Source organism: Martinezella rhizogenes (genome assembly GCF_027460065.1).
GTDB classification, from domain to species: Bacteria; Pseudomonadota; Alphaproteobacteria; order Rhizobiales; family Rhizobiaceae; genus Agrobacterium; species Agrobacterium rhizogenes_C.
This window is the reverse complement of sequence record NZ_JAPYZZ010000003.1, coordinates 102,721-115,545: the sequence shown is the minus strand read 5'-3', so window position 1 is coordinate 115,545 and position 12,825 is coordinate 102,721. Positions and strand designations below refer to the sequence as shown.

Genomic DNA, 12,825 nt, shown 5'->3' with positions numbered 1-12,825 from the left:
TGAGGAAGACTAAAGCATGAAAATCGATCGCATGCGGGTATTCGTCACCCGCGACAAGGACCGTCCCCGCGTTGTCGTCGCTCTCGATACCGATGACGGTTTGACCGGCTGGGGCGAATGTTACAATCACGGCCCCGATCTCGCACTGCCGCCGGTGCTGGATTACCTCTATGGTTTTCTTGCCGGGCAGGACCCGACGCGGGTCGAGTATCTCTACAATCTCCTTCTCCAGCAGAACCGCTTTCCACCCGGAGCGCTCGGCCTCTCGGCAATCTCGGCGCTGGATCATTGCCTGTGGGACCTTGCCGCCAAGGCGGCCGGCGTGCCTGTCTACAAGCTGCTGGGCGGCGAAGTGCGTGACCGCATCAAGGTCTATGCCGGCGTCTATACCGCGCCGGACGCGCCAGCGGCCAAGGAAGAGTTCGACCGGCTGAACGAGGAGTGGGGCTTCACGGCCTTCAAGCTCAGCCCGTGGCGTCTCGATATCCACGCCCATCGCTGGGGTGAGGTGGTGCGCAGTTCGGCCGAATATTTCCGCTCGCTTCGCGAGACCGTGCGACCCGATTACGATATCGCCTTCGATGCCCATGCCAAGATTTTCGAGCCTGCCGCCGCCCGTCAGCTGGGCAATGCGCTTGCCCCCTATGATCCGCTGTTCTTCGAAGAGCCGTTGCGTCCGGAAAATATCGAGATGTGGGGAGATCTGAAACAGGGGCTGAACTGCACGCTGGCTACTGGTGAAAGTCTCTATAATCGCAATGAGTTCCTGCGTCTTCTTCAGGTAAAGGGTGCGGATATTATTCAGCCCGACATCTGCGTCGTCGGCGGCATTTCGGAGATGCGCCGCATCGCCGCGCTTGCGGAAGCCCATTTCGTCAGCATCGCGCCGCACAACCCGATGGGGCCGCTCGCCACCGCCGTCAACGTGCATTTTTCCGCTGCCCAGCAGAATTTCCGTATTCTCGAATACCGACTGCCGAAAGGACAGTGCTACGTCTACGGCGGCACCGACCTTGAGAAGCGCGAGGATGAAACCCGTTATGTCGTCGACCCCTATTTGCCGAAGGACGGATATCTGGAACTGAGGCCGGATCGCCCCGGCTGGGGTGTCGAGATGGATGAAAAAGCCATGCAGGAGGATGGCTATGTTCACTGGCAAAGACGGGTGCCGAAACGGCCTGACGGTTCCTATGCCTTTGCCTGAAACGGTTGCGATTGCCTGCGGGCCGCTTTCGGCCCGCCTGCGCCCCGCATGGGGCGGCAGGATGACCCATCTGCACCATGCGGACCGCGGGGATATTCTGGTGCCGACAAGCGAGGACGGTTTCGAGCCGCTCAACTGGCCGCGTGCCGGAGCTTATCCGCTGTTTCCCTATCACAACCGGCTTTATGGCGGCTCCTTCGTTCATACGGGCATCCACTATGAGCTTTCTCCTCATCCGGCCCTTGCGCCGGATGCCATGCATGGGCCTGCGCACCGTCGAGCATGGGAGATTTCCAGTCTGTCTTCCGATAGCATCGGGCTGATGCTGGATTACAAGGCTGACGGCGAATGGCCGTTTTCTTTCCGCGCCGAACAGTCTTTCCTGCTGGACGATGCCGGCCTCACTGTGGAACTGTCGATAACCAATCTGGCGGATGTGCCTGCGCCGATGGCGATGGGCTGGCATCCTTATCTGGCTGCTGGGCTTGACTGTGACGCGCGGACGGATGCCAGGCTGCAATATCCACTGGACGCCCAGAACGTGCCGACCGGCCAGCCGCCAGAGCCTTTCCCTAAACCCGCCATTCCCGCAGCGACGGGATACACCCTGCATTTCACCGATTGGTCAAATGCGCAGGTTCGATGCGGCAGGTTTTCACTGCGGCTCGAGGCCGATCCCGTTTTCGGTCATCTGGCCGTCCACCGCATGGACCGTTATCTTTGCCTCGAACCCGTTTCCATGGCCGCCGGAACACTTGGTTTGCCGCAGGCGGGACGGGAAGGGCAGGGTCTGAGGATAGCTGCCCCCGGCGAGCGACTGTCGGGGCGCATCAGGCTCTCCATCGATCCTTGAAGAGAGTCGCTGTACCGGCAAGGCCAGGGCGGCGCTGCCCCAAATAGTTACTTCAAAAAACGCCACTTGCCCATATTTTGAGCGCTAATTATGACCGCTCAAAAATGCGCTTGACGTCCGAGAAAATTTCTCCCCAAATGAACCAATGTGAGATTGGTTCAATGATTGGTGCGATGTGGCGGTGAACCCTAACGACAACTCCAATTACGCCCTGGCGAAGCTACGTGACTATATTCAGACGCAGGATCTGACCAAAGAAGGTCGTTTGCCAACGGAGCGGGCCTTTGCGGAGACTTTTAATGTCGGTCGCCGTTCGATCCGTCGCGCACTCGAGGTTCTCGAAGCCGAAGGTCTGATCTGGCGGCGGCAAGGGGCCGGGACCTTTGTGGGTGAAAAGCCGGACGATTGGTCCGCTCAAGTCACCGAACTGGTGGCCGGCACTGATATCATGGAAATCATGGAGGTGCGTTTGCGCATCGAGCCGCAACTGGCGCAGCTTGCGGCCATGCGCGCCAAGCCGGCCGAGGTGGAGCGCATGCGCGCCCTTGTTCAAAAGACCGGCCAGAGCACGGATGCCGACGCCAAGGAATTGTGGGATGGCTCGCTCCATCGCCAGATCGCCCAGAGCGCTGGCAACAAGCTGTTCCTGTCGATCTTCGATGTCGTCAACCGCATTCGTCAGGACGATGCCTGGCAGTCGATACGGGAACTGGCGCGTCGCAGCGGTACGAACGGCAGGGCTTCGTTCGAACAGCACATGGCCATCGTCGATGCCATCGCCGACCGCGATCCCGCCAGAGCCGGTGAAGCGATGCGCCAGCATCTCCTCATGCATCAGGAAAGGCTGATCCGCGCCACCTCGCTTGGCTTTCTGGAGGAGGGAACCGGGCAGGGCAATGCGGCCAAAGCCGATAAGTCGCTGACCGAGGCTTCTTGAGGCCTCGGATGAAAACCGTCGTCCCTTCAAGGGCGGCCAATGACAAAAAGTCAAAATAACCAGACCAGAGGAACGAACATGAAGAAAATCCAGACACTGACTGCGGCGCTGCTCGCCAGCGCATTGCTCGCCGCGCCGGCGCTATCGTCCGAATTGCGCATCGGCCTCAACGACGATGCCGATGTGCTCGACCCCGCGCAATCGCGCACCTTCGTTGGCCGCATCGTTTACACCGCCATGTGCGACAAGCTGGTGGATATCTCGCAGGACATGAAGATCGTGCCCCAGCTCGCCACCGAATGGGCCTGGTCCGAAGGCGGCAAGGTGCTGACCATGAAAATCCGCGATGGCGTCAAATTCCACAATGGCGAGACGCTTGATGCGGCTGCCGTGGTAGCGACCATCGAGCGCAATATGACGCTGCCGGAATCGCGCCGCAAAAGCGAACTCTCCTCGGTCGAGAAGGTTGAGGCGACGGGACCGCTGGAGGTGAAGTTCACGCTGAAGACGCCCGACGTTACCCTTCTGGCGCAGCTTTCCGACCGCGCCGGCATGATCGTCGAACCCAAGGCGGCCAAGGAACTGGGCGCGAATTTCGGTTCGAAACCGGTTTGCGCCGGGCCGTTCAAATTTGTCGAGCGTATCCAGCAGGACCGTATCGTGCTCGAGAAATTCGCTGACTATTGGGACAAGGACAAGGTCCTCGTCGACAAGGTCGTTTATCTGCCGATCCCAGATACGACCGTGAAGCTTGCAAACCTTCGCGCCGGCGACCTCGATATCGCCGAACGTATTTCGGCATCCGATGCGGAATCCGTCAGGAACGACTCCAAGCTGACCTATGCCGATGTGATCGGGCCGGGTTACATGGCCATGTATGTCAACATGAACAATGGCGCGCGCGCGGATAATCCGCTCGGCAAGGACAAGCGCCTGCGGCAGGCGTTCTCCTATGCCATCGACCGTGAAGCCATCGGCCAGATCGTCTTTGAAGGCACGTCCAAGGGTGGCAATCAGGCTTTCCCGCCGACGAGCCCGTGGTTCAACCAGAACCTGCCGGTGCCGCCGCGCGATACCGACAAGGCCAAGCAACTGATGAAGGAGGCGGGTTACGAGAAGCTTGACGTCGAGCTTCAGCACGCCAACAACACCACGCAGACGCAGATGATGCAGGTCATCCAGTCCATGGTGGCCGAGGCCGGTTTCAACGTCACCCTGAAGGCGACGGAATTTGCCACGCTCCTGTCCGAGCAGACCGCCGGCAACTACCAGCTCAGCCGTTCCGACTGGTCGGGGCGTATCGATCCCGATGGCAACCTGCACCAGTTCGTCACCTGCAAGGGCGGCATCAATGATGTGAAATATTGCAATCCTGAAGTCGACAAGCTGCTGAACGAGGCCCGCGCCTCGACCGAAGATGCGGTCCGCAAGGAAAAATACGATGCCGCAAGCGTCATCCTCAACGACGATATGCCGATCATCTATCTCGGCCACCAGCCCTATGCCTATGCCATTTCCAACAAGGTCAAGGGCTGGGCGCCGTCGCCCGATGGCATGATCCGCCTTCTCGGCGTTTCCAAGGACTGACAGCTTCGAACAGGCCGCACGGCTTGCCGTGCGGCCCCCCAAGACCGGACTCAAACGGGGGCAATGCCATGCCTGTCTATATCGGCAAGCGACTGCTGGTCGCGATCCCGACGCTTCTGATCATTTCCATCTTCGTTTTCTCCCTGCAAAAATTGTTGCCGGGCGATCCGGTGCTTGCCATGGCGGGCGAGGAGCGCGATCCAGCGACGATTGAGTTTCTGCGGGAAAAATATCGCCTCAACGACCCCGTGCCGCTTCAGTATCTCAACTGGCTGGGCGGTGTGGTGACGGGCGATTTCGGCATTTCGCTGCGCACCAACCAGCCGGTGCTGGAGCTGATCGGCCAGAAGCTGCCGGTCACCATTCAGCTGGCGGTCATGGCGATGTTCTTTGCCATGGTCATCGGCATTCCCATCGGCATTCTCGCTGCGGTCAAGAAGAACACGTGGATCGACTACACGGCCAATATCGTGGCGCTTTCCGGCCTGTCCATCCCGAATTTCTGGCTCGGTATCATGTTGATCCTGCTGGTGTCGGTGAAACTCGGCTGGCTGCCGGCATCCGGTTATGAATCGATCTTTGTTGATCCGGTGCGCTCCATCGAAACCATGATCATGCCTGCTTTCGTTTTGGGCAACGCGCTTGCGGCAACGCTGATGCGCCATACACGTTCGGCGATGGTGGCGGTGTTAAGTTCCGATTACATCCGCACCGCTCGCGCCAAGGGGCTTTCGCCTCGCGAGATCATCCTGTCGCATAGTTTCCGCAATGCGCTTCTGCCGGTCATCACGCTGCTGGCGCTGCTCTTCGGCGAGTTGCTGGCCGGCGCGGTCCTGACGGAGCAGATCTTCACCATTCCCGGCTTCGGCAAGATGACGGTCGATGCGGTGTTCACCCGCGATTATGCCGTCGTACAGGGCATCGTGCTCTGCACCGCAGTTGGTTTCATTCTCATGAACCTTCTGGCCGACATTGCCTATGTCCTGCTTAACCCCCGCCTCAGGGCGACGATCTGAGGCTGATATCATGACCGTTCTCGATCAAAACCTATCCGTACCGGCGACACGGCAGGAAAGCCGCGCCTGGAAAAAGATGAAGCGCAACAAGTCGGCGCTTGTCGGCATGGTCATCGTGTTGTTCTTCGCCGTGCTTGCCATTGCCGCACCGATCCTGCCGATTGCCGACCCGGTTGCGACCAGCTGGTCGGCCATCCGCAAGGCACCATCGGCGGCCCACTGGCTCGGCACCGATGATCTCGGCCGCGACATTCTCTCGCGCATGATCTATGGCGCCCGCGCCTCGCTGATGGCCGGTGTCGTCTCGGTGATGATCGCGGTGGTGATCGGCGTGCCCTTTGGCCTTATATCAGGCTATTTCGGCGGCTGGGTTGATATGGTCATCTCCCGCATCACAGAAGCGTTGCTCGCCATGCCCTTCCTCATCATGGCGATTGCGCTTGCTGCCTTCCTCGGCCCGAGCCTTACCAATGCGATGATCGCCATCGGCCTTTCCGCCATGCCGATTTTCGTGCGGCTGACGCGCGGGCAGGTGCTGGCGGTCAAGATGGAGGATTATGTCGAAGGCGCGAGGTCCATCGGCCTCAACCACATCGACATCATGACCCGTTACATCCTGCCGAATGTCTTTGCGCCGATCATCGTGCAGGCGACGCTGACGGTGGCGACCGCCATCATCGCAGAGGCGAGCCTTTCCTTCCTCGGTCTCGGCCAGCAGGCGCCGGCGCCGTCCTGGGGTTCAATGCTGAACACTGCGAAGAATTTCCTCAGCCAGGCGCCGTGGATGACGATGTGGCCCGGCATCGCCATCTTCCTCGTCGTCATCGGTTTCAATCTTCTGGGCGACGGCCTGCGCGACGCGCTCGATCCGCGCGAAGCATGATTTTTTACAAGGAATATCGGAATGACTGAATTCACCACACGCCCTGAAATCCTTGGCACCTTCGGCGTCGTCACCTCAACGCACTGGATCGCATCGGCCGTCGGCATGGCCATTCTCGAAAAGGGCGGCAATGCTTTCGACGCCGCCGTCGCCACCGGTTTCGTTCTGCAGATTGTCGAGCCGCATCTCTGCGGTCCGGGCGGGGACATGCCGGCCGTGTTTTATTCGAAGCAGAATGACAAGGTGGAAGTCATCTGCGCGCAGGGTCCGGCCCCAAGCGGTGCGACGATTGAGCACTATACGTCGGAAGGGCTGAAGCTGATCCCCGGCGACGGGCTGCTCGCAACCGTCATTCCCGGCGCATTCGACGGCTGGATGCTGATGTTGCGTGATTATGGCACGATGAGCGTGCGCGACGTGCTGGAACCCGCCATCTATTATGCCGAGCATGGGCATCCAACACTGCCGCGCGTCTCCGCCACCATCAAAGGGCTGGCGGATTTCTTCGAGAAGGAATGGCCGACCTCCCATGAGACATGGCTGCCGGGTGGTGCGGCTCCGGAGCCTCACGCCAATTTCCGTAACCCGGTTCTGGCCGCGACCTATCAGCGGATCGTCACCGAAGCCGAAGCGCGCACCGGCCGCGAAAACCAGATCGAGGCGGCGCGGGATGCCTTCTACCGGGGTTTCGTTGCGGAAGCTATCGACAGTTACGTAAAGACGGCGGAAGTCATGGATGCCAGCGGCGCACGGCACAAGGGCGTGCTGACGGCGCAGGACATGGCCGGGTGGAGCGCGACCGTCGAAGCGCCGCAGACGCTTGATTATCACGACTGGACGATTGCCAAGACGCCCGCCTGGGGACAGGGGCCGGTTCTGCTGCAATCGCTTGCGCTGCTGAAAGGTTTCGACATCGCGGCCATGGACCCGTCCGGTCCCGATTTCATCCACACCATTGTCGAAGCCATGAAGCTCGCCTTTGCCGACCGTGAGGTCTATTACGGCGACCCGGAATTCGGACAAATCCCGACCGAGTACCTTCTCTCTGAAGGCTACAATGTCGGGCGTCGCAAACTGATCGGTAGCGACGCGTCGCTCGACCTGCGCCCCGGCACCGTGCCCGGTTACGAAAAGCAGGTGGACGCGACCATGGCGATGCTGGCGGAGATGAGCGGCAAGGGTACGGTGTACGAGCCGACCATGTCGCATCTGACGGAGAAGCGCGGTGACACGGTGCATATCGATGTCATCGACCGCTGGGGTAACATGGTCTCCACCACGCCTTCGGGCGGCTGGCTGCAATCATCGCCCATCGTGCCGGGTCTGGGTTTCGCGCTCAATTCCCGCGCCCAGATGTTCTGGCTGAAGGAAGGCCTGCCGACCTCGCTTGCGCCGGGCAAACGCCCGCGCACCACGCTGACGCCGTCGCTCGCGCTGCATCAGGGCCGCCCCTCGATGGTGTTCGGCACGCCCGGTGGCGATCAGCAGGATCAGTGGCAGCTGCCCTTCTTCCTGCGTTATGCCCATCACGGCAAGAACCTGCAGGCGTCCATCGACATGCCTCTGTTCCACACCTCGCATTTTCCGGGCTCGTTTTATCCGCGCACCAGTTCGCCGGGTGAAATCATGGTGGAAAGCACGGTGGGTGAGGCGACGCTCGATGAGCTTCGCCGTCGCGGCCACCGGGTCACGGTTGCCGATGCCTGGTCGGTCGGGCGACTGACCGCAGCAAGGCGGGATGCGGATGGCCTGTTACGAGCGGCCGCGACACCCCGGCTGATGCAGGCCTATGCGGTGGGGCGTTGACACCATGGAGACAAAACCCGTCCTGTCCGTCCGTAACCTGACCACGTCCTTTCTCGTCGACGACGAATGGAAGAGCGTTGTGCGCAATGTCTCCTTCGATGTCGCGCCCGGCGAAACCGTCGCGATCGTCGGCGAGTCCGGCTCCGGCAAGTCCGTCACCTCGCTGTCGATCATGCGGCTGCTCAGCCCCGCCTCCAGCCGGATCGAAGGCGAAGTGCTGCTGAACGGGCGCAATCTGCTGGCGCTTTCCGAAAAGGAGATGCGCGGCGTGCGCGGCAACGATATCTCGATGATCTTTCAGGAGCCGATGACCTCGCTCAACCCGATCTTCACCATCGGTCGCCAGATTTCCGAAGTCCTTATCAGGCACAAAGGGCTTTCGAAGCAGCAGGCAAGGGCGGAGACGGTGCGGCTTCTGGAAAAGGTTCGCATTCCCAATGCATCAAGCCGTTTCGACGAATATCCGCATCAGTTTTCCGGCGGTATGCGCCAGCGCGTGATGATTGCCATGGCGCTCGCCTCCCGCCCGAAACTGTTGATCGCCGACGAGCCGACGACGGCGCTCGACGTCACTATTCAGGGGCAGATCCTCGACCTCATCAAGCTGCTGCAGGAAGAGGAAGGCATGTCGGTTCTCTTCATCACCCACGACATGGGCGTGGTGGCCGAAATCGCCGACCGGACGATCGTCATGTATCGCGGCGACGAGGTCGAGACCGGGCCGACCGAGGAGATATTCAAGCGCGGCAAGCATCCCTACACGCGCGCACTGCTTTCGGCGGTGCCGAAGCTCGGCTCGATGCGCGACCGGCAATGGCCGACGCGTTTTCCGGTGCTCGACATGAAAACCGGCCTTTCGACCGAAGCGGAAGAGGTGGCCGAGACGGTTGCGAGCGGACAGACGCCGGTCCTGTCGGTCAGGAACCTTGTGACGCGTTTTCCTATCCGCTCCGGCCTGCTGGCGCGGCAGACGGGTGCGGTTCATGCCGTCGAAAACGTCTCCTTCGATCTCTTCCAGGGCGAGACGTTGGCGCTGGTCGGTGAATCCGGCTGCGGAAAATCCACCACCGGCCGCTCGATCATGCGTCTCGTGGAGCCGTCGTCCGGCGATGTATCGCTCGATGGCTACGATGTGATGAGGCTCGATACGGTTGGTCTGCGCAATATGCGCAAATCGGTGCAGATGATCTTTCAGGACCCGTTCTCCTCGCTCAATCCACGCATGACTGTCGGTACGGCGATTTCCGAACCCTTCATCAAGCACAAGTTGGGAACCACGAAACAGGCAAAGGAAAAGACCGCCGATCTTCTGGAGAAGGTCGGCCTGTCGGCCGATATGGCCAGCCGCTACCCGCATGAGTTTTCCGGCGGCCAGCGCCAGCGCATCGCCATTGCCCGGGCGCTTGCGCTTGATCCCAAGGTTATCGTTGCCGATGAAAGCGTCTCGGCGCTTGATGTCTCGATCAAGGCGCAGGTCTGCAACCTATTGCTCGACCTGCAGCAGAGCCTCAACCTCGCTTTCCTGTTCATCTCGCATGACATGGCGGTGGTGGAACGCGTCAGTCACCGTGTGGCGGTGATGTATCTCGGAGAGATCGTCGAAATCGGTCCGCGTGCCGCCGTTTTCGACAATCCGCAGCATGCCTATACGAAAAAGTTGATGGCGGCGGTGCCGGTGCCGGATCCGGCACGGCGCGGTATAAGACGCAGCGTTTCCAATGACGAGCTGAAAAGCCCGATACGTGCAATGGGTTATGAAACACCGGAACGGACTTACAGGACCGTTTCACCCGGCCACATGGTGCAGGTGGCCTGAAACGATTGCTGCGGCCTAGATGTTCTGAAGAAGAAGCTCCTATGAGGGGTTCTTCGGCGGAACGCCGCGCAGGTGCTCCATGAGATAGGCATGGGTCGCGGCATTGGCGACGATCAGCGTGCCGGTCTTTTCATAGAACTCCAGTCCGCGACCCCACCAGTCGGTGACTATGCCCCCGGCCTCCTGAACCAGCAGGATGCCGGCTGCCGTGTCGACAAAGCCGGTTTCCTCGTAATAGCCGGTGAGACGGCCGCAGGCCACGTAAGCACAGGAATTGGCGGCGCTGCCGACGACACGGACTGCGCCGATGGGCGCGCGGATGTCATCAAGACGCTGATAGGCGCCGGGATAAAGCTGGAGATTGGGCGTCGGCAGGCCGGTGCCGACGCACATCAGGGCGACATCCGTGCTGGCATTGACCGACAGGCGCTCGCCGTTGAGATAGGCGCCGTCTCCCTTGATCGCGGTAAACATCTCGTCGGAGACGGGATTATAGACCAGTCCGCATATGGTCTCATTGCCGCGACGCAGGGCAATGGTGATGGTGTAGTGCTGGCCGAAGAGGAAATTGGTCGTGCCGTCGATCGGGTCGACCAGCCAGCGATGATCCTGATCCGCCCCCTCGACGGGTGCGAATTCCTCGCCGGTCAGCCCCCACGGATATTGGCCGAGCAGACGCTCGCGGATCAGCGTTTCGGATTGCCTGTCCGCATCGGAAACGAAATCTCCGGGTCCCTTGACTCCGATCTCGATGTCGCGAAAGCGTTTGAAGTGGTCGAGCGTCAACGCGCCGGCCTCGCGGGCGGTGGCGACCATATGCTCGAGGATGCTGCTGTAATTGACTGTCATCGGTTGAAAACCTTTGCGAGCCCGTCCGGGTCATCGGTGGTGATCTGGTCGACCTTCAGTCTCAGAAGCCGCTCGACCCAATCTGTGGATTGCGGCGTTACCTTGTTGATCGTCCAGGCATCGATACGGCGACCCGCGGCATGGATCGGGGCGATGATGTCGACACCGGCATCCTCGGCGGCAAGCACGATTTCATAGGCGAGATAGATCATGCCCGCATCTGGCGCGGTGGCGAGGGCGCTTTCGATGAAATGCAGATAATGTCCGCTCGCCTGCAATTCGGCAAGTGTGCCGCGATGACAGGGATCATAGCCGGTGCGCAGGCCGGGTGCTGATCCCGCCAGCTGGGAGATGGCGTCGAAATCACCGCCCGACAGGATAACCGAACCTGCGATCGGCGAAACGCTGGCCCCGAAGCCGGTAACGATCTGCGGAGTAAGCGCCTGCAGGTCTTCCTTGAAATCGAGTTGCAGCAAGGCGTCAGGGTGCACGGTTTCGCTGGCGAGAAGCGCGCAGAGGTCTTCGAGCAGCATCACCTTCGCATCGATCGGCATGCCTTCATTGTCGCGCAGGTAAAGCTGGCGCAGCGCGGCGGCCGAGGTGTCGCGTACCCTGCCTGTACCGGTGGTCTCCCGCTCCAGCGTCCGGTCATGCAGGATGGCGCAACCGTGATCTGCATGAATGACGAGATCGACTTCAATGCTTGCGCCAAGTCGCATCGCCTCGATGATGCGTTCCCCGGTGAAAACGGGGTCGGCTGCGCGGCGGCGGGCACGATGCCATTTGAGCCGGGTCCTGTGGCCATCGCGTTCGATGAAGATCGGCGGGTTCATGTCAGCTCCGGTGGATTGGACGATTATCGCGATAAAGGGTGACGGCGCGGGGCGTGATCCGCACCCCTTGCCCGACCCTGAACAGATCCGGATGGGCGACCATGGATTTGATCCTTGTCCCATCGGCAAGGTCGAGATCGACAAGGCCGTGGGTGCCATAATCCGTCACCCGGTGCACATGCGCATCAGGGGTTTCGGATGTCGCGAGATCGATTGCTTCCGGGCGAATGGCGAGGGTGGCCGGTCCGTCGGAAACCGCAAGCGGAAAGGCAAAGCCGGCGCGCATGAAGCTTCCGTTCGAAATCGCACCCTCGATCAGGTTCATGGTGCCGATGAAGCCGGCGACGAACGGGGTCTGCGGTTCGCGATAAATGATATTGGGCCGGTCGATCTGCTCGGTTTTACCGTTTGCCATGACGACGATGCGGTCTGCCATGGACAGAGCCTCGTCCTGGCCGTGGGTGACGAACAGCGTGGTGATGCCGAGACGCTGCTGGATATCCCGAACCTCTTCCCGCAGCCGCTCGCGCAGATGCTGGTCGAGGCTGGCGAAGGGTTCGTCGAGCAGAAGGATTTTCGGCTCCAGAACCAGCGAGCGGGCAAGCGCTACACGCTGCTGCTGGCCGCCGGAAAGCTGGCTGGTAGTGCGCTCGCCATAACCGGAAAGCCCGACGAGTTCGAGCACCGCTTCCACCTTTTGCCTGATGACGGCAGCCGGAATGCGGCGCAGCTTGAGGCCGAAGGCGAGGTTGTTGAAGACGTTCATATGGCTCCAGAGGGCGTGGCTCTGGAACACCATGCCGGTCGGTCGTCGCTCCGGCGGCAGATGGGTAACGTCTTCCCCGTCGATGGTGATCCGCCCGCCGGTCGGTTGCTCGAACCCTCCGACCATGCGCAGCAGCGTCGATTTGCCCGAACCGGAAGGGCCGAGAAGGCAGACGAGTTCGCCATCTGCGACATCGAGCGAGAAACTGTCGACTGCCTTTGTGCCGCCGGTGAAGGTTTTCGTGACCTGGCGGATGTGAAGTATGGACATGCTGA

General features: G+C 60.8%; 11 protein-coding genes. 8 read left to right on the top strand and 3 right to left on the bottom strand.

Features of this window, described 5'->3' with window-relative positions; genetic code table 11:
* Positions 1-16 precede the first annotated feature (16 nt).
* From O8B93_RS07110 to O8B93_RS07075, 8 genes are all read left to right on the top strand, one after another.
* A complete protein-coding gene (locus tag O8B93_RS07110; protein ID WP_269709139.1) occupies positions 17-1,204 on the top strand; it encodes a galactarate dehydratase in 1,188 nt (395 codons plus the stop codon).
* Positions 1,191-2,057 (top strand): aldose epimerase family protein, encoded by an 867-nt coding sequence (locus O8B93_RS07105; RefSeq protein WP_269709330.1) that lies wholly within the window; start codon positions 1,191-1,193, stop codon positions 2,055-2,057. Before O8B93_RS07110 ends, O8B93_RS07105 begins: the two co-directional genes overlap by 14 nt.
* A 175-nt stretch (positions 2,058-2,232) precedes the next feature.
* Complete coding sequence (locus tag O8B93_RS07100; RefSeq protein WP_309568496.1) at positions 2,233-2,994, top strand: FadR/GntR family transcriptional regulator; 762 nt, start codon at positions 2,233-2,235, stop codon at positions 2,992-2,994.
* A 78-nt stretch (positions 2,995-3,072) separates the two neighbouring features.
* Positions 3,073-4,581, top strand: coding sequence for an ABC transporter substrate-binding protein (locus O8B93_RS07095; RefSeq protein WP_269709137.1), 1,509 nt, complete (start codon positions 3,073-3,075; stop codon positions 4,579-4,581).
* A gap of 68 nt (positions 4,582-4,649) precedes the next feature.
* Positions 4,650-5,597: an ABC transporter permease gene (locus O8B93_RS07090; RefSeq protein ID WP_006311351.1), complete on the top strand. Its 948-nt coding sequence runs from the start codon at positions 4,650-4,652 to the stop codon at positions 5,595-5,597.
* A gap of 10 nt (positions 5,598-5,607) precedes the next feature.
* Positions 5,608-6,480: an ABC transporter permease gene (locus tag O8B93_RS07085; RefSeq protein ID WP_174030041.1), complete on the top strand. Its 873-nt coding sequence runs from the start codon at positions 5,608-5,610 to the stop codon at positions 6,478-6,480.
* Positions 6,481-6,501: 21 nt separating this feature from the next.
* Positions 6,502-8,286 carry a gamma-glutamyltransferase family protein gene (locus O8B93_RS07080; protein ID WP_269709136.1) on the top strand — a complete coding sequence of 595 codons (1,785 nt, stop codon included), beginning with the start codon at positions 6,502-6,504 and terminating at the stop codon, positions 8,284-8,286.
* A 4-nt stretch (positions 8,287-8,290) separates the two neighbouring features.
* Positions 8,291-10,102 carry an ABC transporter ATP-binding protein gene (locus tag O8B93_RS07075; RefSeq protein ID WP_269709135.1) on the top strand — a complete coding sequence of 604 codons (1,812 nt, stop codon included), beginning with the start codon at positions 8,291-8,293 and terminating at the stop codon, positions 10,100-10,102.
* Positions 10,103-10,141: 39 nt separating this feature from the next.
* Here the strand turns inward: O8B93_RS07075 and O8B93_RS07070 are convergent, their stop codons facing one another.
* The 3 genes from O8B93_RS07070 to O8B93_RS07060 are packed head-to-tail and all read right to left on the bottom strand — an operon-like array spanning position 10,142 to position 12,820.
* Positions 10,142-10,951, bottom strand: coding sequence for an inositol monophosphatase family protein (locus O8B93_RS07070; RefSeq protein WP_269709134.1), 810 nt, complete (start codon positions 10,949-10,951; stop codon positions 10,142-10,144).
* Positions 10,948-11,784: a glycerophosphodiester phosphodiesterase gene (locus tag O8B93_RS07065; protein WP_269709133.1), complete on the bottom strand. Its 837-nt coding sequence runs from the start codon at positions 11,782-11,784 to the stop codon at positions 10,948-10,950. Before O8B93_RS07065 ends, O8B93_RS07070 begins: the two co-directional genes overlap by 4 nt.
* Before the next feature lies 1 nt (position 11,785).
* Positions 11,786-12,820 carry an ABC transporter ATP-binding protein gene (locus O8B93_RS07060; RefSeq protein WP_269709132.1) on the bottom strand — a complete coding sequence of 345 codons (1,035 nt, stop codon included), beginning with the start codon at positions 12,818-12,820 and terminating at the stop codon, positions 11,786-11,788.
* Positions 12,821-12,825 lie beyond the last annotated feature (5 nt).

Bases quoted from the DNA above. Each gene is read 5' to 3' on its own strand.
- O8B93_RS07105 (WP_269709330.1), top strand. From the start codon at position 1,191: ATGCCTTTGCCTGAAACGGTTGCGATTGCCTGCGGGCCGCTTTCGGCC.
- O8B93_RS07065 (WP_269709133.1), bottom strand. From the start codon at position 11,784: ATGAACCCGCCGATCTTCATCGAACGCGATGGCCACAGGACCCGGCTC.
- O8B93_RS07080 (WP_269709136.1), top strand. From the start codon at position 6,502: ATGACTGAATTCACCACACGCCCTGAAATCCTTGGCACCTTCGGCGTC.
- O8B93_RS07070 (WP_269709134.1), bottom strand. From the start codon at position 10,951: ATGACAGTCAATTACAGCAGCATCCTCGAGCATATGGTCGCCACCGCC.
- O8B93_RS07060 (WP_269709132.1), bottom strand. From the start codon at position 12,820: ATGTCCATACTTCACATCCGCCAGGTCACGAAAACCTTCACCGGCGGC.
- O8B93_RS07095 (WP_269709137.1), top strand. From the start codon at position 3,073: ATGAAGAAAATCCAGACACTGACTGCGGCGCTGCTCGCCAGCGCATTG.
- O8B93_RS07090 (WP_006311351.1), top strand. From the start codon at position 4,650: ATGCCTGTCTATATCGGCAAGCGACTGCTGGTCGCGATCCCGACGCTT.
- O8B93_RS07085 (WP_174030041.1), top strand. From the start codon at position 5,608: ATGACCGTTCTCGATCAAAACCTATCCGTACCGGCGACACGGCAGGAA.
- O8B93_RS07110 (WP_269709139.1), top strand. From the start codon at position 17: ATGAAAATCGATCGCATGCGGGTATTCGTCACCCGCGACAAGGACCGT.
- O8B93_RS07075 (WP_269709135.1), top strand. From the start codon at position 8,291: ATGGAGACAAAACCCGTCCTGTCCGTCCGTAACCTGACCACGTCCTTT.